This window comes from Pseudomonas sp. DCA-1 (assembly GCF_046523955.1).
In the GTDB taxonomy this organism is placed as follows: Bacteria; Pseudomonadota; Gammaproteobacteria; order Pseudomonadales; family Pseudomonadaceae; genus Aquipseudomonas; species Aquipseudomonas putida_Y.
This window is the reverse complement of sequence record NZ_CP169881.1, coordinates 4,712,657-4,735,287: the sequence shown is the minus strand read 5'-3', so window position 1 is coordinate 4,735,287 and position 22,631 is coordinate 4,712,657. Positions and strand designations below refer to the sequence as shown.

Here is a 22,631-nt window from a genome sequence, read left to right as displayed (position 1 = left end):
TTCGCGAATGCTGCTGTGAATACGTTCGACGAAGCGGTTGAAGGCGTTGCCGAGGACACCGAATTCGTCGTGGTTGTGGATATGCAGGCGCTTGGTCAGGTCGCCTTCACCTTCGGCAATGTCTTCCATGGCGCGGGTCATGGTGTGCAGCGGCTGCATCAACACGCGGATCAGCAGGCCGAGCAGGCCGATGATGATCACCACCGCCACTAGCGTGGCGATCACCGCAGAGGTGCGGAAGGTGCTGAGCATCGAGAAGGCCTTGTCCTTGTCCACCGACAGGCCGATGTACCAGTTTGCCGACGGCAGGCCGGTAATCGGGCTGAAGGTCAGCAGGCGAGTCTGGCCATCGCTTTGCACTTCGGTCAGCTCACCGGTCAGTTTCGGCGTGTGCTGCGGGAACAGGTCCGACAGCGACTTCATGACCAGGTCTTTATCCGGGTGCACCAGGATCTTGCCCTGGTCGTTGACCAGGAAGGCGTATCCCATGCCGCCGAAGTTCAGCGAGTTGATGATCTGCACCAGGCCGTCCAGGGCCAGGTCGCCGCCGACCACGCCAACGCTGCTGGAGACCTTGTTGAGGATGCCTATGACCATCTTGTTGGTGGTCATGTCGATGTACGGTTCGGTCAGGGTCGCGCCGCTGGCGTTCATGCCGTCCTTGTACCAAGGGCGGGTGCGCGGGTCGTAGCCGTCGGGCATCTTCGCGTCCGGGCGCACGCTGAAACTGCCGTCGACCTTGCCCAGGTAGACCGTGAGGAAGCTGGAGGTCAGCGCATTCTGACCCATCAGGGTTTCGGCGCTGGCTGGGTTCTGGGCAATGTTCTGCGCCAGGTTTTCCACCAGTTTTATCCGGCCCTCGAACAGGTTGCGAATGTTGGTCGACGTGGAGGCGCCCATTTCAGCCAGGTAGTTTTCCAGGTCCTCGCGGATCGCATTACGCTGGAGGTAATCGTTGTAGAGGGTGAAAAGGCTGAAGGCGAGTATCACGATCAGTGATGCCGCCAAAAGAATCTTGTGGCTGAAACGAAGGCTTTTGTTCATGGGCGTAATCGGTTCCGCTAAGGTTCTATATCAGGCGTTCGCACGAGTGGAGCCGTAGGTTGTGCAACATCCCGAGAAGTCCCTTTTCGGTTGTTCCTCTCTATTAAGGCGAATATCACCCACAGGTATCGGCCGAATTAAGCTAAAGCTTGAGCAGAGGATTAAAAAGATGTCGGAATTTTCGACCATCGTTGTAGGTGCGGGCCCGGATGGCCAGCCAGTCGGTCAAGCAATGCGCCTGGCCAACCGGCACGGTCTGGTGGCTGGCGCAACGGGTACTGGCAAGACCGTCACTCTGCAGCATCTGGCGGAGGTGTTCAGCGACGCGGGGGTGGCGGTGTTCGCCGCCGATGTCAAAGGCGACCTTTGTGGTTTGGGCGCTGCCGGTGCGCCGCAAGGCAAGGTGGCTGAGCGCATCGCTGGCATGCCGTGGCTGGGGCATACGCCCCGGGCCTATCCGGTGAGCCTATGGGATATCGCCGGGCAGTCTGGCCACCCGCTGCGCACCACCCTCAGTGAAATGGGGCCGCTGCTGCTGGGCAATTTGCTGGAACTGACCGACAGTCAGCAGGCGGCGTTGTACGCAGCATTCAAGGTGGCCGACCGCGAAGGCCTGCTGCTGCTGGACCTCAAAGACCTCAAGGCCCTGCTGGCGCATCTGAAGGATAACCCGCAGCTGCTCGGCGAAGACAGCGCGCTAATGACCACGGCTTCTACCCAGGCCTTGCTGCGCCGGCTCGCTACCTTGGAGCAGCAGGGCGCCGAGGCACTGTTCGGCGAGCCGGCATTGCAGCTGGAGGACCTGCTGCGCCCTGATCCGGATGGCCGTGGGCGTATCCACCTGCTCGATGCCAGCCGATTGGTGCACGAGGCTCCCAAGGTGTACGCGACGTTCCTGTTGTGGCTGCTGGCCGAATTGTTCGAGCAGTTGCCCGAGCGCGGTGATGCTGACAAGCCGGTGCTGGCGCTGTTCTTCGATGAAGCACACTTGTTGTTCAACGGCACGCCCAAGGCGTTGCAGGAGCGGCTTGAGCAAGTGGTCCGGCTGATCCGCTCCAAGGGGGTGGGTGTCTATTTCGTTACCCAGTCGCCGGGGGACTTGCCCGACGCGGTGCTGGCCCAGTTGGGCTTGCGCATTCAGCACGGCTTGCGGGCGTTCACGGCCAAGGAGCAGAAGTCGCTGCGGGCGGTAGCCGATGGTTTCCGCCCCAACCCGGCGTTCGATACCCTGGCAGTGCTGACCGAACTGGGTATTGGCGAAGCGCTGGTGGGTACGTTGGAAGAAAAGGGCACGCCGGCCATCGTGCAGAGGGTGCTGGTTGCACCGCCGCAGTCGCGTATTGGGCCACTGAGTGCGGTTGAGCGCAGTGCGCTGATTGCCGCTTCGCCATTGGCTGGGCGCTATGACAAGCCGGTGGACCGTGAATCTGCCTATGAAATGCTGACCCAGCGCAAGGGCGAACCGGTAGAACCGGCGCCACAACCGAAGGCGGATGAAGAGAGCTTTGCCGACAAGGCTGGCGAGTTCTTGCAGAGTGCAGCGGGGCAGGCGATCAAGTCGGCAGTGCGCCAGGCAGCTAACCAGTTGGGGCGGCAGTTGGTGCGCGGGTTGATGGGGTCGTTGTTAGGGAGCAAGAAAAGGTAGTCTTCCTGCGCAGGCCCATACCCTCGGTAGCACAAGGCTGCCCCGGCAAAGAACAGGGCAGCACAGGAATGACGGCTATGAAAAAGGCGCCCGGGGGCGCCTTCATTCATTGCGGTGTCACTCAGCCAATGGCTTTGGACGCCAGCCAGAACAGGCCGGCCGCCAGGCCCATCGAGGCAGGCAGGGTCAGGACCCATGCCAGCAGGATGGTCTTCACAGTGCCGCCTTGCAGGCCACTTTTGTTGGCGACCATGGTGCCGGCCACGCCGGATGACAGCACATGGGTGGTCGACACCGGCAGGGCGAATACGTTGGCCATGCCGATGGCGCAGGCTGCAGTGATCTGTGCCGACATGCCTTGGGCATAGGTCATGCCTTGTTTGCCGATCTTCTCGCCTACGGTCAACACTACGCGCTTCCAGCCAACCATGGTGCCCAGGCCAAGGGCCAGGGCGACGGCCACGATCACCCAGAACGGGGCGTATTCGGTAGTGGCGGTGAGGTCTTTGCGCAGCTTTTCAAGGTCGGATTTTTCACGGGCATCCAGGCCTGGCAGCTTGCCAACCTTCTTCGCGGTGTCATCCAGGCACAACAGGTAGCGGCGTACTTCAACGCGCTTATCGGCGTCGAGGCTGTGGTAGTCCGTCACGCCTTTCAGCGAGGTCTGCAGCGCAGCAATGGTCGGTTCGGTCTGCTGAGGGTTGCAGCTGAACTGCTCCGGCAGGTCGCTGGCCTTGGCCTTGCCCAGTGCCAGGAACTCGCCCAGGGTGGCGGCGTTACGCTGGTAGAACTGGCTCATGTGCAGGGTAGCGTCGCGCGTACGCTCGATCTGGTAGGTGGTGCTGTTCAGGTCGAGTACGAATTTGGCCGGCACAATACCGATCAGCACCAGCATGATCAGGCCGATGCCTTTCTGGCCGTCGTTGGAGCCGTGCACGAAGCTCACACCCATGGCGGAAACCACCAGGACCAGACGGTTCCAGAAGGGCGGGTGCTTTTTGTCGTCGAGCTTGCGGCGTTGTTCCGGCGTTTTGTGCATCTTCGACAGCGGGCGCCACCATTTCAGGCCGATCAGCACCAGCGCAGCAACGGCGAAGCCGGCCATTGGCGAGACCACCAGTGACATGGCGATATCGATCGCTTTCTGCCAGTTGACACCGTCGCCCAGCGGAATGTCGTTGATCAGGGCGTTGGCCAGGCCGACACCGAGAATGGAGCCGATCAGCGTATGCGAACTGGAGGCGGGAATGCCAAAGTACCAAGTGCCCAGGTTCCAGGTGATGGCCGCGGCCAGCAACGAGAAGACCATGGCCAGGCCATGTCCGGTGTTCACATTGATCAGCAGCTCTACCGGCAACAGGTGCACGATGGCATAGGCCACCCCTACACCGCCGAGCAGAACGCCAAGGAAGTTGAACACGCCGGAGAAGAACACGGCGAGGTGCGGTGGCATGGCTTTGGTATAGATGACGGTAGCTACCGCGTTGGCGGTGTCATGAAAGCCATTGATGAACTCGAAGGCGAGTACGAAGGTCAAGGCGAGCAGTAGGCTCACCAATACCCAGGCATCCAGTCCGCTGAATAAATCGATCATGAAGGTTGTCTGGCGGGTCATAGGGGGGCGGGATTATGCCAGAAAACCTTGGCAATCGATGCACCTGCAACAGACAGATGACAGTCTTCATGGTGCAAGCGTGTCGTGCAGAGGGGGGCGTTCAGTGGGGTAAATTGCGGCTAAAAGTCGAAAATAATGGCGAAAAATGGCCTAAATGTTGAGAAGTGTCCATTTCGCAAAATTTCAAACGGCCGTATGAAATTTGTGTAATTCCATTTCATCATCGGCCAGACAGTAAAGATCGACCTCGCCCGGGTTGACCGGGCGACGACGCGCAGAGGACCCCCGAGGCTCAGGGATTGTCGCTGCGCAGTTCTTTTTCGATGCGTTCCAGTTCCTGGCTGAAGGCCTGGTCGCGAACGCTGGCACGCTTGCGCCAAGGTTTGCGTTCCGGATCCGGTTGTGCGGCGTAGGTGGTGACTTCGCCACCATAAACTTCCTTGTAACGTTCAGCCTGGCGCTCGAGTTCCGCGCGCAGTTCATCTTTCGTCACATGCAGTACCTGAAATAAGTGTAATGACTGTTGTCATGCATTGTGCCACATGCATATTGCCTTGCTGGCCGCAACGGCTTGTTAAAGCGGAAGGTTCCATCACCACGGTAAGCGGAGGGCCTGCGCAGTCGATTATAGCAACCGATAATTCGCCGAACATCGTTATTTACTCAGCACTGACATCAGCTGGCGCAAGTAGCAGGATCTGTTCACCAACAGTTTGGACCTTTCGTACAAGTTTGAAAGGAATGAAGGATAGAAGTTCGCTGCAATGTCAGGGCGGGCCGTAACGAAAAACGGCCTCGCCGAAAGGCGAGGCCGTTGCCTGGGGACTTCTTACGGTGGGTACCTGACCAGTCTCTCCAAAGAAGCCACAAGTGGCAGAGGAAAGGTATAAGCAAACGTGTCGGCGGTCAATTGCGATTATCGGCCGTTTGTTCGATAATCGCACGAACCGGTGTTTTTTTTGAGGTGTGCGATGAGTGACGAAACCCTGGACAACGATTCCGGCAATGCGGAGGTGGCGCGACCTGCTTCGGCTGCCATGGCGCCGCCGATCGTGGCTTCCCCGGCCAAGCGCATCCAGGCCTTTACCGGTGACCCTGACTTCATGACCTCTCTGGCACGTGGCCTGGCCGTGATCCAGGCCTTCCAGGAGCGCAAGCGGCACCTGACCATCGCCCAGATCAGCCACCGTACCGAAATCCCTCGCGCAGCGGTGCGCCGCTGCCTGCACACGCTGATCAAGCTGGGTTACGCCACCACTGACGGGCGTACCTATTCGCTGCTGCCCAAAGTGTTGACGCTGGGGCATGCTTACCTGTCGTCCACGCCACTGGCAATTTCTGCCCAGCCGTACCTGGATCGCATCAGCGACCAGTTACATGAGGCGGCCAACATGGCCACCCTTGAAGGTGACGACATTCTTTATATAGCCCGGTCGGCCACGGTCGAGCGGCTGATCTCGGTCGATCTGTCAGTGGGCGGGCGCCTGCCGGCCTATTGCACGTCGATGGGCCGCATTCTGCTGGCGGCCATGGACGACACCAGCCTGCGTGAGTACCTGGAACGTGCCGACCTCAAGGCGCGCACCAGCCGTACCCTGAATGACCCTGAATCGTTGTTCGCCTGCATCCAGCAGGTGCGCGCCCAGGGCTGGTGCGTGGTCGACCAGGAATTGGAACAGGGGCTGCGATCGATTGCGGTGCCGGTGTATGACGCTTCGGGGCAGGTATTGGCTGCGTTGAATGTAAGTACCCATGTCGGGCGGGTGACCCGCAGTGAGCTGGAGCAGCGGTTCTTGCCGATTTTGCTGGCGGCCAGCCGGGACCTTTGCCATCAGTTGTTCGGTTGAGTCCGCAGGGAGCACTTTGCGGCCCCGGATCGGAACAGGCAAAACCGTTTCTTGTGCGATAAACGCACAGTGTCGTGCCGAGTGAATTGCTTCACCTCGGCACGCTGATTAATGTCTCTCGCAACGGTCGGCTAGCCGACCGAACAAGAAAAACATAAGAGGCACTTACTCATGAATACTGTCACCTCGCTGCTGCGGCCGCACCCGCATGCAGTAACGTTATATCCAGGCTGACCCAGGCCATTTACCCCAATCATCGCCCTTGTACCGGTTACCCGTGTGCAACGGCCTGACTGTGCCCTACATTCTGGATAACAATAATGAACCAAGCGCAAACCAACGTCGGCAAAAGCCTCGACGTTCAATCTTTCATCAATCAGCAGCCGCTATCCCGGTATCAGTGGCGGGTTGTGCTGCTGTGCTTCCTGATCGTCTTCCTCGATGGCCTGGACACCGCTGCCATGGGTTTCATCGCCCCGGCACTGTCGCAAGAGTGGGGGATCGACCGCGCGAGCCTTGGGCCGGTCATGAGTGCTGCATTGATCGGCATGGTATTCGGCGCGCTGGGGTCCGGGCCGCTGGCTGACCGTTTCGGCCGCAAAGGCGTGCTGGTGGGGGCGGTGCTGGTGTTCGGTGGCTTCAGTCTGGCCTCGGCCTATGCCTCCAACGTCGACCAGTTGCTGGTGCTGCGCTTTCTGACTGGTCTGGGGCTGGGGGCTGGCATGCCCAACGCCACCACGCTGTTGTCCGAATACACCCCGGAGCGCCTCAAGTCGCTGCTGGTGACCAGCATGTTCTGTGGCTTCAACCTGGGCATGGCCGGTGGTGGCTTCATTTCCGCCAAGATGATCCCGGCCTACGGCTGGCACAGCCTGCTGGTCATCGGTGGCGTGCTGCCGTTGCTGCTGGCGCTGGTACTGATGGTCTGGCTGCCGGAGTCGGCGCGGTTCCTGGTGGTGCGCAACCGCGGCACCGACAAGGTGCGCAAGACCTTGTCGCCAATCGCGCCGCAAGTGGTGGCCGAGGCCGGTAGTTTCAGTGTGCCGGAGCAAAAGGCGGTGGCTGCACGCAACGTGTTTGCGGTGATCTTTTCTGGCACCTACGGCCTGGGCACCGTGCTGCTGTGGCTGACCTATTTCATGGGCCTGGTGATCGTCTACCTCCTGACCAGCTGGCTGCCAACCCTGATGCGTGACAGCGGCGCGAGCATGGAGCAGGCCGCGTTCATCGGCGCGCTGTTCCAGTTTGGTGGAGTGCTAAGCGCAGTCGGCGTGGGTTGGGCCATGGACCGTTTCAATCCGCACAAGGTGATCGGCATTTTCTATCTTCTGGCCGGGGTGTTCGCCTACGCAGTGGGGCAGAGCCTGGGTAACATCACTGTGCTAGCCACGCTGGTACTCGTCGCCGGTATGTGTGTGAACGGTGCGCAGTCGGCAATGCCATCGCTGGCGGCCCGCTTCTATCCCACCCAGGGCCGGGCCACAGGTGTATCGTGGATGCTGGGTATTGGCCGCTTTGGTGCGATTCTAGGGGCCTGGAGTGGCGCAACGCTGTTGGGCCTGGGCTGGAACTTCGAGCAGGTGCTGACGGCCTTGCTCGTACCGGCGGCGCTGGCGACCGTGGGTGTGGTCGTCAAGGGGCTGGTCAGCCACTCCGACGCAACCTGAGGGCGAGGGCCGCGTCGCGGCCCATTCGCAGCACAAGGCTGCTCCGGCAGGAGCGGTGTTGTGCTGCGATCAGGGCGCACAACTGCCTGGTGGTGGGGGAATAGTTGTAGAACAAATGGTTCGATAATCGCACGAATAGTCGATTATCGGATTGTAAGGTACCCACCAGTCTCCTTAATCTGGGTTTATCGAAGCACCCTGACCAGGAGCCTCCAAATGCCACGCGCAGACCATTTCCGAATCCACCCAAATCGAGCTGTCCACCATGTGTGACCTCGACGCCCGTACCGCCGCGGCCCATGGCCAGCTGGCAGGAGAAGCCTGATGCACGACGTATTCATCTGTGACGCCATCCGTACCCCCATCGGCCGCTTCGGCGGCGCCCTGGCCAGCGTGCGGGCCGACGACCTGGCAGCGGTGCCGCTGAAGGCGCTGGTAGAGCGCAACCCAGGCGTGCAGTGGGACCAGGTAGACGAAGTGTTCTTCGGCTGCGCCAACCAGGCCGGTGAAGACAACCGCAACGTGGCCCGCATGGCACTGCTGCTGGCCGGCCTGCCGGAAAGCATCCCGGGTGTCACCCTGAACCGCCTGTGTGCGTCGGGCATGGATGCCATCGGCACTGCTTTCCGCGCCATCGCCAGCGGCGAGATGGAACTGGTGATTGCCGGTGGCGTCGAGTCGATGTCGCGCGCCCCGTTCGTCATGGGCAAGGCTGAAAGCGCCTATTCGCGCAACATGAAGCTGGAAGACACCACCATTGGCTGGCGTTTCATCAACCCGCTGATGAAGAGCCAGTATGGTGTGGATTCCATGCCGGAAACCGCCGACAACGTGGCTGATGACTATCAGGTTTCGCGTGCTGACCAGGACGCGTTCGCCCTGCGCAGTCAGCAAAAGGCTGCTGCTGCGCAGGCTGCCGGCTTCTTCGCCGAAGAAATTGTGCCGGTGCGTATCGCTCACAAGAAGGGCGAAATCATCGTCGAACGTGACGAACACCTGCGCCCGGAAACCACTCTGGAGGCGCTGACCAAGCTCAAACCGGTCAACGGTCCGGACAAGACGGTCACCGCCGGCAACGCCTCGGGCGTGAACGACGGTGCCGCGGCGATGATCCTGGCCTCGGCCGCTGCGGTGAAGAAGCACGGCCTGACCCCGCGCGCCCGCGTTTTGGGCATGGCCAGCGGCGGCGTTGCTCCACGTGTCATGGGCATTGGCCCGGTGCCGGCGGTGCGCAAGCTGACTGAGCGTCTGGGGGTGGCGGTAAGTGATTTCGACGTGATCGAGCTTAACGAGGCGTTTGCCAGCCAAGGCCTGGCAGTGCTGCGTGAGCTGGGTGTCGCTGACGATGCGCCACAGGTAAACCCTAATGGCGGCGCCATTGCCCTGGGCCACCCGCTGGGCATGAGCGGTGCGCGCCTGGTGCTGACTGCGCTGCACCAGCTGGAGAAGAGTGGTGGGCGTAAAGGCCTGGCGACCATGTGTGTGGGCGTTGGCCAAGGTCTGGCACTGGCCATCGAGCGGGTTTGACCTGTACCGGCCTCTTCGCGGGCAAGCCAGCTCCCACAGGGATCCACGCAATCACCTGTGGGAGCGGGCTCGCCCGCGAAGAGGCCTGTCCTGTGAGACATAAGGCCAATTGCCAGCCAGATAGCGGAACGAGTGTGTTACCAGGTATGTCTAGATTTACCTAGTACCCTCCAGGAGTAAAACCGTCATGACTTCAACCTATTACACTGGCGAAGAACGCAGCAAGCGCATCTTCGCTATCGTCGGTGCCTCGTCAGGCAACCTGGTGGAATGGTTCGACTTCTACGTCTACGCCTTCTGTGCGATCTACTTCGCCCCGGCCTTCTTCCCCTCGGACGATCCCACCGTGCAGTTGTTGAACACGGCTGGTGTATTCGCCGCAGGTTTCCTGATGCGCCCAATCGGTGGCTGGATCTTCGGCCGCCTCGCCGACCGCCATGGTCGCAAGAATTCCCTGATGATCTCGGTGCTGATGATGTGCTTCGGCTCCCTGATGATCGCTTGCCTGCCCACCTATGCCAGCATCGGCACCTGGGCACCGGCGCTGCTATTGCTGGCTCGCCTGATCCAGGGCCTGTCGGTTGGGGGCGAATACGGCACCACGGCCACCTACATGAGTGAAGTGGCCCTGCGTGGGCAGCGCGGCTTCTTTGCTTCGTTCCAGTACGTCACCCTGATTGGCGGCCAGTTGCTGGCGGTACTGGTCGTGGTGATCCTGCAACAGCTGCTGACTGAAGATGAACTGCGGGCCTGGGGCTGGCGCATTCCTTTCGTGGTGGGGGCCATCGCCGCCCTGATCTCGTTGATGCTGCGCCGTTCGCTGCACGAGACCAGTAGCGCCGAAGCCCGCAATGACAAGGATGCAGGTTCGATCGGTGGCCTGTTCCGCAATCACGCAGCGGCGTTCATCACAGTATTGGGTTACACCGCTGGTGGCTCGCTGATTTTCTATACTTTCACCACTTATATGCAGAAATACCTGGTCAACACTGCGGGCATGACAGCCAAGAACGCCAGCTACGTGATGACCGGAGCATTGTTCCTGTTCATGGTGGTACAGCCGTTCTTCGGCATGCTGTCCGACCGTATCGGTCGGCGCAATTCGATGCTGCTGTTCGGCGCGCTCGGTACCTTGTTCACCGTGCCGCTGCTGATGGCACTGAAAACCGTGACCAGCCCGCTCATGGCCTTCGTGCTGATCAGCCTGGCCCTGTGTATCGTCAGTTTCTACACCTCGATCAGCGGCCTGGTGAAAGCCGAAATGTTCCCGCCACAGGTGCGTGCACTGGGGGTGGGCCTGGCCTATGCGGTGGCCAACGCAGCATTCGGCGGTTCGGCCGAATATGTGGCCCTGGGTCTGAAAACCCTGGGGATGGAAAACACTTTCTACTGGTACGTGACGGCGATGATGGCGATTGCTTTCCTGTTCAGCCTGCGCCTGCCGAAGCAGGCGGTGTATCTGCACCATGATGATTAAGGACGCTGCATGAGCAACCAACTGTTCGACGCCTATTTCACCGCGCCGGCCATGCGCGAGATTTTCTCCGACCGTGGCCGCCTGCAGGGCATGCTGGATTTCGAAGCAGCGCTTGCCCGTGCCGAAGCCTCTACCGGTTTGGTCCCGCACGCCGCGGTGGCGGCCATCGAGGCGGCATGCCAGGCCGAGCGCTATGACGTCGGCGCACTGGCCAATGCCATTGCGATCGCTGGCAACTCGGCAATTCCGTTGGTGAAAGCGTTGGGCAAAGTGATCGCCACTGGCGTACCTGAAGCTGAGCGCTATGTGCACCTTGGGGCGACCAGCCAGGATGCGATGGACACCGGTCTGGTTCTGCAGTTGCGCGATGCCCTGGACTTGATCGAGGCTGACCTTGGCAAGCTGGCTGATACCCTGTCGCAGCAGGCGTTGAAGCATGCCGATACGCCATTGGTGGGGCGTACCTGGTTGCAGCATGCTACCCCGGTGACCCTGGGCATGAAGCTGGCCGGTGTACTGGGTGCTTTGACCCGCCACCGTCAGCGCCTGCATGAACTGCGCCCGCGCCTGCTGGTCCTGCAGTTCGGCGGAGCCTCGGGCAGCCTGGCGGCCTTGGGCAGCAAGGCGATGCCGGTGGCCGAAGCGCTGGCCGAACAGCTCAAACTGTCCCTGCCCGAACAGCCCTGGCACACCCAGCGTGACCGCCTGGTGGAGTTTGCCTCGGTACTGGGCCTGGTTGCCGGCAGCCTGGGCAAGTTCGGCCGCGATATCAGCTTGCTGATGCAAACCGAGGCGGGGGAGGTGTTTGAGCCTTCTGCGCCGGGCAAGGGTGGGTCTTCGACCATGCCACACAAGCGCAACCCGGTGGGTGCTGCCGTGTTGATCGGTGCCGCAACCCGCGTGCCGGGCCTGCTGTCGACGCTGTTCGCGGCCATGCCCCAGGAGCACGAACGCAGCCTGGGCCTATGGCATGCCGAGTGGGAAACCTTGCCGGATATCTGCTGCCTGGTCTCTGGCGCCCTGCGCCAGGCTCAAATGATTGCCGAGGGTATGGAGGTGGATGCCGCGCGCATGCGCCATAACCTCGACCTGACACAAGGCCTGGTGCTGGCCGAAGCGGTGAGCATTGTCCTTGCCCAGCGCCTGGGGCGCGACCGTGCCCACCACCTGCTGGAACAATGCTGCCAGCGCGCGGTAGCCGAACAACGGCACCTGCGTGCCGTGCTGGGTGACGAACCGCAGGTCAGCGCCGAGCTGTCTGGCGAAGAACTCGATCGCCTGCTCGACCCTGCCCATTACCTGGGCCAGGCCCGCGTCTGGGTGGCGCGCGCCGTGTCCGAACATCAACGTTTCACTGCCTGAAGGAGACCGCTGTGGCGCACTTGCAACTGGCCGATGGCGTTTTGAATTATCAGATCGATGGCCCGGAAGACGCCCCGGTGCTGGTCCTGTCCAACTCGCTGGGTACCGACCTGGGCATGTGGGACACCCAGATTCCGTTGTGGAGCCAGCACTTCAGGGTGCTGCGTTACGACACCCGCGGTCACGGTGCATCGCTGGTCACTGAAGGCCCTTACAGCATCGAACAGCTGGGCCGCGACGTGCTGGCCCTGCTCGACGGGCTGGACATCCAGAAGGCTCACTTCGTCGGCCTGTCGATGGGCGGGCTGATCGGCCAGTGGCTGGGCATCAATGCAGGTGAGCGCCTGCGCAGCCTGACCCTGTGCAACACGGCCGCTAAGATCGCCAACGACGAGGTATGGAACACCCGTATCGACACTGTGCTCAAAGGTGGCCAGCAGGCCATGGTCGACCTGCGCGATGCCTCCATCGCCCGCTGGTTCACCCCAGGTTTTGCCCAGGCACAGCCGGAGCAGGCTCAGCGTATCTGTCAGATGCTGGCGCAAACCAGCCCGCAAGGCTATGCCGGCAACTGCGCAGCGGTACGTGACGCTGATTATCGTGAGCAACTGGGCCGCATCCAGGTGCCTGCGCTGATCGTTGCCGGTACTGAAGACGTAGTGACCACCCCTGAGCATGGCCGCTTCATGCAGGCCGGTATCCAAGGTGCCGAGTACGTCGACTTCCCGGCTGCGCACCTGTCCAATGTCGAGATTGGCGAGGCCTTCAGCCGCCGCGTGCTCGATTTCCTGCTGGCTCACTGAGGACAATGCCATGGACGAGAAACAACGTTACGACGCTGGCATGCAAGTGCGCCGCGCAGTGCTGGGCGATGCCCACGTGGACCGCAGCCTGGAGAAACTCAACGACTTCAATGGCGAGTTTCAGGAAATGATCACCCGCCACGCCTGGGGTGACATCTGGACCCGCCCGGGGCTGCCGCGCCATACCCGCAGCCTGATCACCATCGCCATGCTGATCGGCATGAACCGCAACGACGAACTGAAGCTTCACCTGCGCGCCGCAGCCAACAACGGCGTGACCCGCGACGAGATCAAGGAAGTGCTGATGCAGAGCGCGATCTACTGCGGCATTCCGGCGGCCAATGCCACGTTCCACTTGGCTGAGTCGGTGTGGGATGAGCTTGGCGTAGAGTCGCGCCAGTAAATCGTGTTCGCGGGCAAGCTCCCTGCCACAGGTCCTGCATAACCCTGCAGACCTGTGGCCGGGACCTTGCCCGCGATGGCCCTTAAACCGATGCCTTTTTCTCCCGCATGGCAACCGGGCCGGCGTTGGTTTCTACGGCATGCTTCAGCGTCGGGCACAGGCCCAACATGAACGCAGCTTCGGCCACCACGAACAGTGGCCCGATGATCAGGCCACTCAGGTCGTCGACAAATGCCGGCTTGCGGCCTTCGTAGTAATGGCCGATGAACTGGATGACCCAGCCCACCACGAACGCCCCCAGCCCGGCGCCGAGCCATAGTGTTGTCGACTGCACTGCCAGCACCTCACCGACCCACAGGCACAGCCCCAGCAACAGCCCCATCACCAGCCCGAAGCGCAGGTCCAGGCGCAGGTAGAACCACACCGACGCCGCCGCTGCCACCAGGGCAGGGGACAGCCACATGCCAGCCATCTCCCAGCCTGGGCGTGAAAGCAGGATGGTGACTGCCAGTACGATCATGGGAATACCGACGAAGTGGGTGGCGATGTTGCGCGGGTCGCGGTGGTAGTTGGCGTATTGGCTCAGGTGGTCGACGAGGGTTTTCATTGTTGTGCCTCCCTGTTCTGCTTGGTTTCACCTGTACCCGATAGTGATCAGGATAGTCCGCCGTCACCACCATCATCAGCTCAGCGAATGGTGGCAGTTCGCACTGGCAAATTCATGGCAGGGTTTTATTCAGCTGCAGCAAATCATGCCCCCGAAGAAGGTGCATGAATGTTTATAGCGTTAGGTCACTTGAGGGGGAGACTGGCCTCTTCGCGAGTTTATCCGCGAAGAGGCCATCTGATTCACAGAAGATTCAGCGGATAACTCACAATCAAGCGGTTCTCATCGAACGCGTTGGTGCTGAAGTCGCGACGCATTGTCGAGTTGCGCCATTTCACCGACAGGTCCTTGAAACTGCCCGACTGCACCACATAGGCCAGCTCTGTTTCCCGCGCCCATTCCTTGCCATCGTCCACGCTGCCCACGGTGAAGTTTTCACCCTTGATATAGCGGTTCATCAGGGTCAGGCCGGGTACGCCGACGGTGGCGAAGTTGAAGTCATGGCGAACCTGCCAGGAACGCTCCTTGGCATTGTCGAAGCTTGAATTGTAGCTGTCGTTGGCCAGGGTACCGCCACTGGTGCCATTGACCCGCATCCAGGCATCGTCGCCGCTGACCTTCTGCAGGCCAACGTAAAAGGTGTGGCCTTGGTAGCGCGCCGAAAGCAAGGCGGAGGCGGTGCGGTTGTCCAGCTTGCCGGCCCGTTCGGCACCATCTTCCTTGCCGATGAAGTAGCCCAGGTTGGCGCCCAGCGTCCAGTCGCCCAGCGGCTGGCTGTGCGTCAGGTTGAGGTACTGCTGGCGGTAGATGTCCTTGAGCTGGGCATCCCACAGGCCGATCATGGTGCGCTTGTCGTTGAAGCTGTACTCACCGCCGCCGAAATTGAAACGGTCGGAGGTGAAGGCAGCTTTGCCGTTGAGCGACATGTCTTCCATGCTGGCATCGTTGCGCGGGCTGTTGCCGCGGAACTGGCCGGCATACAGGGTCAGGCCGGCGATTTCCCTGGAGGTCAGTTGACCACCGCGGAATGTTTGCGGCAACGAGCGACCATCGTCTGAACGCAGGATTGGCAGTACCGGCATCCATTCACCGACTTTCAGCTCGGTTTCGGACAGCTTGGCTTTCAGCGCCACACCCAGCCTGCCGAAGTCATCGGCCGGGCGCCCGTCGTCATGCACAGGTAGCAAGTGAGTGTTGGTGGTGCCTCTGCCGCCGTCGAGCTTGACCGAGTAGAGCCCCAGTACGTCCACGCCGAAGCCGACCGTGCCCTGGGTGAAACCGGAACGGGCATCGAGGATGAAACTTTGCGTCCATTCCTCGGCCTTGCCCTGTGGGTGGGCCGGGTCAACGAAGTTGCGGTTGATGTAGAAGTTGCGCAGGTTGAGGGTGGCCTTGGCGTCCTCGATGAAACCGCCTTCGTTGGCGGCGAACACGGGGAGGGCGCAGGACATGGCCAACAGGCCGGGCAGCAGCTGGCGTGCGGGTAGCGAAATGCTCATCTGTCGTGGATCTCTTGTTTTTATGGTCGAGCTGTTGCACTGCAGGATCAGGCCTGCAGGTGCGGGTCTTTTTGATGAACTTGGGCAACGTTGCGTGGAGGGGATGGTGCGGGGTTGTGCGGGGGTGAGGCAATTCGCCGCAAACGGAACGGGGCGATAATCGAACGGAATGTTCTGGTTGGTTAATAAGTCTCCTGTGCTGGCCTCTTCGCGGATAAACCCGCTCCTACAACGGCTTGCGCCCAACCACCGATATGTGTCCACCACACGATCTGTGTAGGAGCGGGTTCACCCGCGAATACGGTGGTGGCTGCGACGGTGAATCACCGGGGGATATTGGCCGGCACAGGCAGTAAAAAAGCAAAGCCCACCGCTAAGGGTGGGCTTGTGCTGTAACAAGGCCGATCAGCCTTTCGGTGTTTCCACCGAAGCCTGCTGGTTTTCCTGACCGGTCTGCTCGTACCAGCCACCGCCGAGCGCCTTGTACAGGTTGACTTCGCTGGTCAGCTGCGACAGGCGGTCTCCGATCAGAGCTTGCTGGGCACTGAACAGGTTGCGTTGGGCATCGAGGAAGGTCAGGTTGCTGTCAATCCCGATGCGGTAACGGCGTTCGGCCAGGCGGTAGTAGTCCTGGTTTGCCTGCACCAGGTCACGCTGGGCCTGCAACTGCTCGTCGAAGGTCTTGCGCGCCGCCAAGCCATCGGAGACTTCCTGGAAGGCGGTCTGGATGGTTTTTTCGTACTTGGCGACGTTGATGTCCTTCTGGATCTTCGAGTAGTCCAGGCTGGCTTTCAAGCTGCCGGCGTTGAAGATCGGCAGGTTGATCTGCGGCTGGAACAGCCAGGTGCCCTGGCCGCCCGAGAACAGGTGGCCCATGTCGGGGCTCAGGCTGCCGGCGTTGGCGGTCAGGCTGATGCTTGGGAAGAACGCTGCGCGGGCTGCGCCAATGTTGGCGTTGGCGGCCTTGAGCAGGTGCTCGGCTTCCTGGATGTCCGGGCGACGCTGGAGGATATCCGATGGCAGCCCGGCGGGTACTTCGGCCAGTTGGTCGTCATCGAGCGCCAGCGGCTTGGCCAGGTCGGCAGGAATGCCGGTACCCAGCAGCACAGTCAGGCTGTTGACGTCCTGGGCGACCAAGCGCTGGTACTGCGAGTACTTGACCCGGGCGCCTTCCACGGCGGTGCGCGCCTGGCTGACGTCCAGGGCCGAGGCCACGCCGACTTCATTACTGCGACGGGTGAGGTTGTAGCTTTCCTCGTAGGTCTTCAGCGTTTCTTCGGTCAGCTTGAACAGGGCCTGGTCGGCCTGCCAGGTGTAGTAGGCGTTTGCCACGCTGGCTACCAGGGCGATTTGCGTGGAACGACGCGCCTGCTCGCTGGAGAGGTAGGTTTCCAGGGCCTGCTCGGTCAGGCTGCGCACACGGCCGAACAGGTCCAGCTCGTAGGCGCTGACACCCAAAGTGGCCGAGTACTGGCTGGTGATGCCAGATTCGCCTGTTTGCGACATGTTCGCCGGGACACGCTGGCGGCTGCCGCTGCCGGTGGCCGAAACCGCCGGGAACAGGTCGGCGCGCTGAATGCGGTATTGCGCACGATAGGCGTCGAGGTTCAGCGCCGCGACCCGCAGGTCGCGGTTATTGACCAGCGAGGTCTGGATCAGCTGTTGCAGCGCCGGGTCGTGGAAGAACTGGCGCCAGCCCTGTTCAGCAGCGGCAACATCCGCCGATTGCGTCGGCGAATAGGCAGGGCCTTGCGGCCACTGCGCAGCCACCGGCGCCTCCGGGGTCTGGTAATCAGGGATCAGCGAGCAGCCGCCAAGAATGAAAGCGGTTACCGCCAGGGACAACAAAGACTTGGTCATTGCCCAGCCTCATAACGTGGATTTTCAGGGGTGACGTCTTTTTCCGGCTCTTTGCTGCCGAACAGTGACGACACTGCGACGAAGAACAGTGGTACCCAGAAGATAGCCAGCACGGTCGCACTGATCATGCCGCCGATCACGCCAGTACCGATGGCGTGCTGGCTGCCGGCGCCAGCGCCGCTGGCGATCGTCAACGGTACCACGCCCAGGATGAACGCCAGCGAGGTCATGATGATCGGGCGAAGACGCATGCGGCACGCCTCGATCGCTGAGTCGTACAGGCTACGGCCTTGTTCGTGCAGCTCCTTGGCGAACTCGACGATCAGAATGGCGTTTTTCGCCGCAAGACCGATGGTGGTCAACAGGCCAACAAGGAAGTACACGTCGTTGGACAGGCCGCGCAGGCTGGTGGCGATCAGTGCACCGATGATACCCAGCGGTACTACCAGCACCACAGCGATCGGGATCGACCAGCTTTCGTACAGGGCTGCCAGGCACAGGAACACGAACAGTACCGAGAGGGCGAACAGCGCCGGCATCTGCGAGCCGGAGAGTTTTTCCTCGTAGGACATGCCGGTCCAGGAGAAGCCGATACCGCTTGGCAGCTCGCCAGCAATGCGCTCGACCTCGGCCATGGCTTCACCGGTACTGTAGCCAGGCGCCGGTGCACCGAGGATTTCCATCGCTTCGACACCGTTGTAACGCGACAGCTTTGGCGAGCCGTAGGTCCATTCGCCTTTGGCGAAGGAGGAGAACGGCACCATCTCGCCTGCGCCGTTGCGCACGTACCATTTTTGCAGGTCTTCCGGGCTCATCCGCGCGCTTGGTTCGCCCTGGATGTACACCTTCTTGACCCGGCCACGGTCGATGAAGTCGTTGACGTAGCTGGCGCCCAGCGCAATCGACAGGGTGTTGTTGATGTCGGCAATGGTCACGCCCAAGGCGCTGGCACGTTCGTCATCAATGGTCAGCTGGTACTGCGGTTCATCGTTCAGGCCGTTCGGTCGCACGGCGCTGAGGATCTTGCTCTGCGCGGCTTTGGCCAGGAACTGGTTGCGCGCCTCCATCAACTTCTCGTGGCCGACACCGCCGCGGTCCTGAAGGAACACGTCGAAGCCGGTGGCGTTACCCAGTTCAAGCACCGCTGGCGGGGCGAAGGCGAACACCATTGCATCACGGAAGGTGAAGAAGTGCTGCTGGGCACGCTGTGCCAGCGCGAACACGCTGTTCTCCTTCGAGCGCTCATCCCATGGTTTGAGCATGATGAATGCCATGCCCGAGCTCTGGCCGCGGCCTGCGAAGTTGAAACCGTTGACGGTGAATACCGACGATACGGTATCGGCTTCGTCCTTGAGCAGGTATTCGCGCATCTGGTCGACCACGGCCTGCGTGCGTTCGGCACTGGAGCCGGCCGGGGTCTGCACCTGGGCGAACAGTACGCCTTGGTCTTCTTCCGGCAGGAACGCGGTAGGGATGCGGGCGAACAGCCAGATCATGCCGACCACGATCAGTGCATAGGCCAGCAGGAATGGCACCTTGTTGCGCAGGATGGTGCCGACACTGCGCTCGTAGCCATTGACGCTGCGGTCGAAGTTGCGGTTGAACCAGCCGAAGAACCCGCCTTTGGCGGTGTGGTGCTCGCCCTTCTTCAGCGGCTTGAGCATGGTTGCGCAAAGCGCCGGGGTGAAGATAAGCGCAACCAGCACCGACAGACCCATGGCCGAGACGATGGTGATGGAGAACTGCCGGTAGATGACACCCGTGGAACCGCCGAAGAACGCCATGGGCAGCAGTACCGCCGAGAGCACCAGGGCGATACCCACCAGGGCGCCCTGGATCTGTTCCATCGAGCGCTTGGTCGCTTCCTTGGGTGGCAAGCCTTCCTCGGACATTACCCGCTCGACGTTCTCCACCACGACGATGGCGTCGTCCACCAGCAAGCCGATGGCCAATACCATGGCGAACATGGTCAGTGTGTTGATGCTGAAGCCTGCAGCGGCAAGGATGCCGAAGGTACCCAGCAATACGACCGGTACGGTCATGGTGGTGATGATGGTGGCGCGGAAGTTCTGCAGGAACAGGTACATCACCAGGAACACCAGAACCACGGCTTCGATCAGGGTGTGGATCACGCCGCTGATCGATTCGGTGACCACTGGGGTGGTGTCATACGGGAATACCGCCTTGACCCCCGGCGGGAAGAACGGTTCCAGGCTTTTGATGGTCTCGCGCAGTGCCTTGGCGGTGTCCAGGGCGTTGGCGCCGGTTGCCAGTTTTACCGCCAGGCCGGAGGCCGGCTTGCCGTTGAACTGGGCGCTGACTGCGTAGTTTTCACCCCCCAGGCCCACTTGGGCGACGTCACCCAGACGCACCTGTGAACCGTCTTTATTGACCTTGAGCAGAATGTTCTCGAACTGCTCGGCGGTTTGCAGGCGGGTCTTGCCGATGATGGTGGCGTTAAGCTGGGTGCCCGGCAGGGCTGGCAGGCCGCCGAGCTGGCCGGAAGACACCTGCACGTTCTGGGCGGCGACAGCTGTCTTGACGTCGACCGGGGTCAGCTGGAACTTGTTCAGCTTGGCCGGATCGAGCCAGATACGCATGGCGTACTGCGCACCGAACACCTGGAAGTCACCCACACCCGCAGTACGCGAGATCGGGTCCTGCATGTTCGAGACGATGTAGTTGGCCAGGTCGTCCTTGGTCATGCTGCCGTCTTCGGAGACCAGGCCGATCACCAGCAGGAAGTTCTTCACTGCTTTGGTGACCCGGATACCTTGTTGCTGCACTTCCTGCGGCAGCAGCGGGGTAGCCAGGTTCAGCTTGTTCTGTACCTGTACCTGCGCGGTGTCGGGGTTGGTACCCTGTTCGAAGGTGGCGGTAATGGTCATGCTGCCGTCGGAGTTACTTTCCGACGACACATAACGCAGGTTGTCGATACCGTTGAGCTGCTGCTCGATCACCTGCACCACGGTGTCCTGCACGGTTTGCGCCGAGGCGCCCGGGTAGGTCACGGCGATGGCGATGGCCGGCGGCGCGATACTGGGGTACTGGTTGATCGGCAGCTTCAGGATCGACAAGGCCCCGACCAGCATGATCACCAAGGCGATCACCCAGGCGAAGATCGGGCGATCGATAAAGAACTTCGACATGGTTTACTCCGCTTTGGCGTCTGCTTTTGCCGCGCTGGCCTGATCAGGGCCGGCCGGCTTCTTGACGTTGGTGGCTTCGCTGACCTTCACCTCAACGCCTGGGCGCACGTACTGCAGCCCTTCGGTGATCAGGCGGTCACCCGGGTTGAGGCCTTCCTCGATCAGCCAGTCGCTACCCAAGGTGCGGCTGGCCTTGAGCTGGCGCAGTTCGACCTTGTTCTCCTGGTTGACCACCAGGGCGGTTGGTGCGCCCTTGAGGTCGCGGGTCACGCCTTGTTGCGGTGCCAGGATGGCGTTGGCGTTGACACCGGCCTTGAGCCGCGCATGCACGAACATGCCTGGCAGCAGGGTGTGATCGGGGTTGGGGAACAGGGCGCGCAGGGTCACTGAGCCTGTGGTCTCGTCCACCGCGACTTCGGAGAACTCCAGGCGGCCTTCCTGTTTGAACAGGCTGCCGTCTTCCAATACCAGCTGAACCGAGGCGGCGTTGTCGCCGGCCTTCTTCAACTGGCCGCTTTCCAGGTCACGGCGCAGCTTGAGCAGCTCGGCGGTGGACTGGGTAACGTCGACATAAATAGGGTCGAGCTGCTGGATGGTGGCCATGGCATCGGTCTGACCATTGCTCACCAGTGCACCTTCGGTGAACGAAGAACGGCCGATACGGCCGCTGATCGGCGCCAGAACCTTGGTGTAGCGCAGGTCGATCTGTGCGCTCTTGAGCGCAGCCTCGGCCTGCAATCGTTTGGCATTGGCGTCGTCATATTCCTGTTTGGAGACGGCCTGCTCGTCAATCAGTTGCTTGTAGCGTTCGGCCAGCGAGCGTGTAGCCAGCAGGTTGGCCTTGGCATTGGCCAGGGTGGCTTCGTATACGGCAGGGTCGATCTGATACAGCTGCTGGCCTTCCTTGACCTCACTGCCTTCCTTGAACAGGCGTTTGAGGATGATGCCGTTGACCTGCGGGCGCACTTCGGCGACGCGGTAGGCACTGGTACGCCCCGGCAATTCCGAGGTGAGGGTGAAGGCTTGCGGCTGGATGGTCACGACGCCGACCTGAGGAGCCTGCGCCGCTGGCGCTGCTTCTTCTTTCTTACAGCCACTGAGCAAGGTTGCCAGGGCGACGGCGGAAACCAGAGCGGTAACGGCTGGCTTGAATTGCATGAGGATCCTCGGGTCGCTGGAGCAGGGAGACGCTCAAGAGTAATGGAAGAGATCTTGATCTGGAAAAAATGCTATCCGGTGGATAAATAGCTTGCTAAGGAATATACTTACATTCATGGTTGTTTGTAAATACTGCTGAGCTGTACTCAGGTACTGCCTCAGCGCTTGATTAGTTCATCCGAGAGGCCCCCAGCAGAGGTTCCCCGGAGCGTTCCCCGCACGCGCTGCGCGTTCGGGCCAGATGAGGTTGTACTGCCATGGTCCGTCGAACCAAAGAAGAAGCCCAGGAAACCCGCGCCCAGATCATCGAGGCGGCGGAAAAGGCCTTCTACAAGCGCGGGGTTGCGCGAACCACCCTGGCCGACATCGCCGAACTGGCGGGTGTGACGCGGGGGGCGATCTACTGGCACTTCAACAACAAGGCCGAGCTGGTGCAGGCGTTGCTCGACAGCCTGCACGAGACCCATGACCATTTGGCGCGCGCGAGCGAAAGCGAGGATGAAGTCGACCCGCTTGGCTGCATGCGCAAGCTGCTGTTGCAGGTGTTCAACGAGCTGGTGCTCGATGCCCGAACCCGCCGTATCAATGAAATCCTGCATCACAAGTGCGAGTTCACCGATGACATGTGTGAAATTCGCCAGCAGCGCCAGGGTGCGGTGCTGGATTGCCACAAGGGCATCACCCTGGCGCTGGCCAATGCCGTGCGCCGGGGCCAGTTGCCTGGCGAGCTGGATGTCGAGCGCGCGGCGGTGGCCATGTTTGCCTATGTCGATGGCCTGATCGGGCGCTGGCTCTTGCTGCCTGACAGTGTCGATCTGTTGGGTGATGTCGAAAAATGGGTCGACACCGGGCTGGATATGCTGCGCTTGAGCCCGGCTCTGCGCAAATAACACTTTGTTAAGGATTGTGAGGGAGTGTTTCCCCTTTGTGTTAAGGGGGGATTAAGGGCGCGGCTGCCTTGCGGCTGT

16 protein-coding genes and 1 pseudogene are annotated in these 22,631 nt (G+C 61.2%); 9 read left to right on the top strand and 8 right to left on the bottom strand.

Going from position 1 to position 22,631, the window contains the following annotated elements; genetic code table 11:
- Positions 1–75: 75 nt before the first annotated feature.
- Positions 76–900: pseudogene (locus tag ACE4QZ_RS22310) on the bottom strand (cache domain-containing protein); the annotation flags it as partial.
- Between the two features lie 313 nt (positions 901–1,213).
- On the opposite strand from ACE4QZ_RS22310, the gene ACE4QZ_RS22305 reads away from it, so the two are divergent.
- Positions 1,214–2,689 carry a helicase HerA-like domain-containing protein gene (locus ACE4QZ_RS22305; RefSeq protein WP_021785793.1) on the top strand — a complete coding sequence of 492 codons (1,476 nt, stop codon included), beginning with the start codon at positions 1,214–1,216 and terminating at the stop codon, positions 2,687–2,689.
- Positions 2,690–2,810: 121 nt separating this feature from the next.
- On the opposite strand, the gene ACE4QZ_RS22300 is transcribed toward ACE4QZ_RS22305, so the two are convergent.
- Both ACE4QZ_RS22300 and ACE4QZ_RS22295 read right to left on the bottom strand, forming a co-directional pair.
- Positions 2,811–4,283, bottom strand: a complete 1,473-nt coding sequence (locus tag ACE4QZ_RS22300; RefSeq protein WP_028697497.1) for an inorganic phosphate transporter — start codon at positions 4,281–4,283, stop codon at positions 2,811–2,813.
- A gap of 313 nt (positions 4,284–4,596) precedes the next feature.
- Complete coding sequence (locus ACE4QZ_RS22295; protein WP_021785791.1) at positions 4,597–4,797, bottom strand: hypothetical protein; 201 nt, start codon at positions 4,795–4,797, stop codon at positions 4,597–4,599.
- Between the two features lie 478 nt (positions 4,798–5,275).
- Here ACE4QZ_RS22295 and pcaR point away from each other — a divergent pair, with 478 nt between their 5' ends.
- The 7 genes from pcaR (at position 5,276) to pcaC (ending at position 13,390) form a co-directional block, all read left to right on the top strand.
- Positions 5,276–6,151, top strand: coding sequence for a pca regulon transcriptional regulator PcaR (gene pcaR / locus ACE4QZ_RS22290; protein ID WP_021785790.1), 876 nt, complete (start codon positions 5,276–5,278; stop codon positions 6,149–6,151).
- A 320-nt stretch (positions 6,152–6,471) separates the two neighbouring features.
- Positions 6,472–7,818: an MFS transporter gene (locus ACE4QZ_RS22285; protein WP_021785789.1), complete on the top strand. Its 1,347-nt coding sequence runs from the start codon at positions 6,472–6,474 to the stop codon at positions 7,816–7,818.
- A 321-nt stretch (positions 7,819–8,139) separates the two neighbouring features.
- Complete coding sequence (pcaF, locus tag ACE4QZ_RS22280; protein ID WP_173401673.1) at positions 8,140–9,345, top strand: 3-oxoadipyl-CoA thiolase; 1,206 nt, start codon at positions 8,140–8,142, stop codon at positions 9,343–9,345.
- Between the two features lie 187 nt (positions 9,346–9,532).
- On the top strand, positions 9,533–10,822 hold the full coding sequence (locus tag ACE4QZ_RS22275) for an MFS family transporter (protein ID WP_084850837.1): 1,290 nt from the start codon (positions 9,533–9,535) through the stop codon (positions 10,820–10,822).
- Between the two features lie 9 nt (positions 10,823–10,831).
- Entirely contained in the window at positions 10,832–12,184 is a 1,353-nt protein-coding gene (locus ACE4QZ_RS22270; protein WP_135192505.1) for a 3-carboxy-cis,cis-muconate cycloisomerase, read from the top strand.
- An 11-nt stretch (positions 12,185–12,195) separates the two neighbouring features.
- Positions 12,196–12,987, top strand: coding sequence for a 3-oxoadipate enol-lactonase (gene pcaD, locus ACE4QZ_RS22265; RefSeq protein WP_021785785.1), 792 nt, complete (start codon positions 12,196–12,198; stop codon positions 12,985–12,987).
- 10 nt (positions 12,988–12,997) lie between these two features.
- Complete coding sequence (pcaC, locus tag ACE4QZ_RS22260) at positions 12,998–13,390, top strand: 4-carboxymuconolactone decarboxylase (protein ID WP_010952489.1); 393 nt, start codon at positions 12,998–13,000, stop codon at positions 13,388–13,390.
- Positions 13,391–13,472: 82 nt separating this feature from the next.
- Here pcaC and ACE4QZ_RS22255 read toward each other — a convergent pair whose 3' ends face one another.
- From ACE4QZ_RS22255 to ttgA, 5 genes are all read right to left on the bottom strand, one after another.
- Complete coding sequence (locus tag ACE4QZ_RS22255) at positions 13,473–13,997, bottom strand: DUF962 domain-containing protein (protein ID WP_021785784.1); 525 nt, start codon at positions 13,995–13,997, stop codon at positions 13,473–13,475.
- Positions 13,998–14,239: 242 nt separating this feature from the next.
- Entirely contained in the window at positions 14,240–15,496 is a 1,257-nt protein-coding gene (locus tag ACE4QZ_RS22250; RefSeq protein ID WP_410480186.1) for an OprD family porin, read from the bottom strand.
- A 405-nt stretch (positions 15,497–15,901) separates the two neighbouring features.
- Positions 15,902–17,356, bottom strand: coding sequence for an AdeC/AdeK/OprM family multidrug efflux complex outer membrane factor (locus tag ACE4QZ_RS22245; RefSeq protein ID WP_021785782.1), 1,455 nt, complete (start codon positions 17,354–17,356; stop codon positions 15,902–15,904).
- Positions 17,353–20,505: a multidrug efflux RND transporter permease subunit TtgB gene (ttgB, locus tag ACE4QZ_RS22240; RefSeq protein ID WP_021785781.1), complete on the bottom strand. Its 3,153-nt coding sequence runs from the start codon at positions 20,503–20,505 to the stop codon at positions 17,353–17,355. The genes ACE4QZ_RS22245 and ttgB overlap by 4 nt, the downstream gene beginning before the upstream one ends.
- Before the next feature lie 3 nt (positions 20,506–20,508).
- On the bottom strand, positions 20,509–21,663 hold the full coding sequence (gene ttgA / locus ACE4QZ_RS22235) for a toluene efflux RND transporter periplasmic adaptor subunit TtgA (protein ID WP_021785780.1): 1,155 nt from the start codon (positions 21,661–21,663) through the stop codon (positions 20,509–20,511).
- Positions 21,664–21,920: 257 nt separating this feature from the next.
- Between ttgA and ttgR the strand changes: the two genes are divergently transcribed.
- Entirely contained in the window at positions 21,921–22,553 is a 633-nt protein-coding gene (ttgR, locus tag ACE4QZ_RS22230; RefSeq protein WP_021785779.1) for an efflux transport transcriptional regulator TtgR, read from the top strand.
- Positions 22,554–22,631 lie beyond the last annotated feature (78 nt).

What these genes read in the sequence shown, in the direction of transcription:
- ACE4QZ_RS22305 (WP_021785793.1), top strand. Translation starts at nt 1,214, where the DNA reads ATGTCGGAATTTTCGACCATCGTTGTAGGTGCGGGCCCGGATGGCCAG.
- ACE4QZ_RS22300 (WP_028697497.1), bottom strand. Translation starts at nt 4,283, where the DNA reads ATGATCGATTTATTCAGCGGACTGGATGCCTGGGTATTGGTGAGCCTA.
- pcaR (WP_021785790.1), top strand. Translation starts at nt 5,276, where the DNA reads ATGAGTGACGAAACCCTGGACAACGATTCCGGCAATGCGGAGGTGGCG.
- ACE4QZ_RS22285 (WP_021785789.1), top strand. Translation starts at nt 6,472, where the DNA reads ATGAACCAAGCGCAAACCAACGTCGGCAAAAGCCTCGACGTTCAATCT.
- ACE4QZ_RS22275 (WP_084850837.1), top strand. Translation starts at nt 9,533, where the DNA reads ATGACTTCAACCTATTACACTGGCGAAGAACGCAGCAAGCGCATCTTC.
- ACE4QZ_RS22270 (WP_135192505.1), top strand. Translation starts at nt 10,832, where the DNA reads ATGAGCAACCAACTGTTCGACGCCTATTTCACCGCGCCGGCCATGCGC.
- pcaC (WP_010952489.1), top strand. Translation starts at nt 12,998, where the DNA reads ATGGACGAGAAACAACGTTACGACGCTGGCATGCAAGTGCGCCGCGCA.
- ACE4QZ_RS22255 (WP_021785784.1), bottom strand. Translation starts at nt 13,997, where the DNA reads ATGAAAACCCTCGTCGACCACCTGAGCCAATACGCCAACTACCACCGC.
- ACE4QZ_RS22250 (WP_410480186.1), bottom strand. Translation starts at nt 15,496, where the DNA reads ATGAGCATTTCGCTACCCGCACGCCAGCTGCTGCCCGGCCTGTTGGCC.
- ACE4QZ_RS22245 (WP_021785782.1), bottom strand. Translation starts at nt 17,356, where the DNA reads ATGACCAAGTCTTTGTTGTCCCTGGCGGTAACCGCTTTCATTCTTGGC.
- ttgB (WP_021785781.1), bottom strand. Translation starts at nt 20,505, where the DNA reads ATGTCGAAGTTCTTTATCGATCGCCCGATCTTCGCCTGGGTGATCGCC.
- ttgA (WP_021785780.1), bottom strand. Translation starts at nt 21,663, where the DNA reads ATGCAATTCAAGCCAGCCGTTACCGCTCTGGTTTCCGCCGTCGCCCTG.
- ttgR (WP_021785779.1), top strand. Translation starts at nt 21,921, where the DNA reads ATGGTCCGTCGAACCAAAGAAGAAGCCCAGGAAACCCGCGCCCAGATC.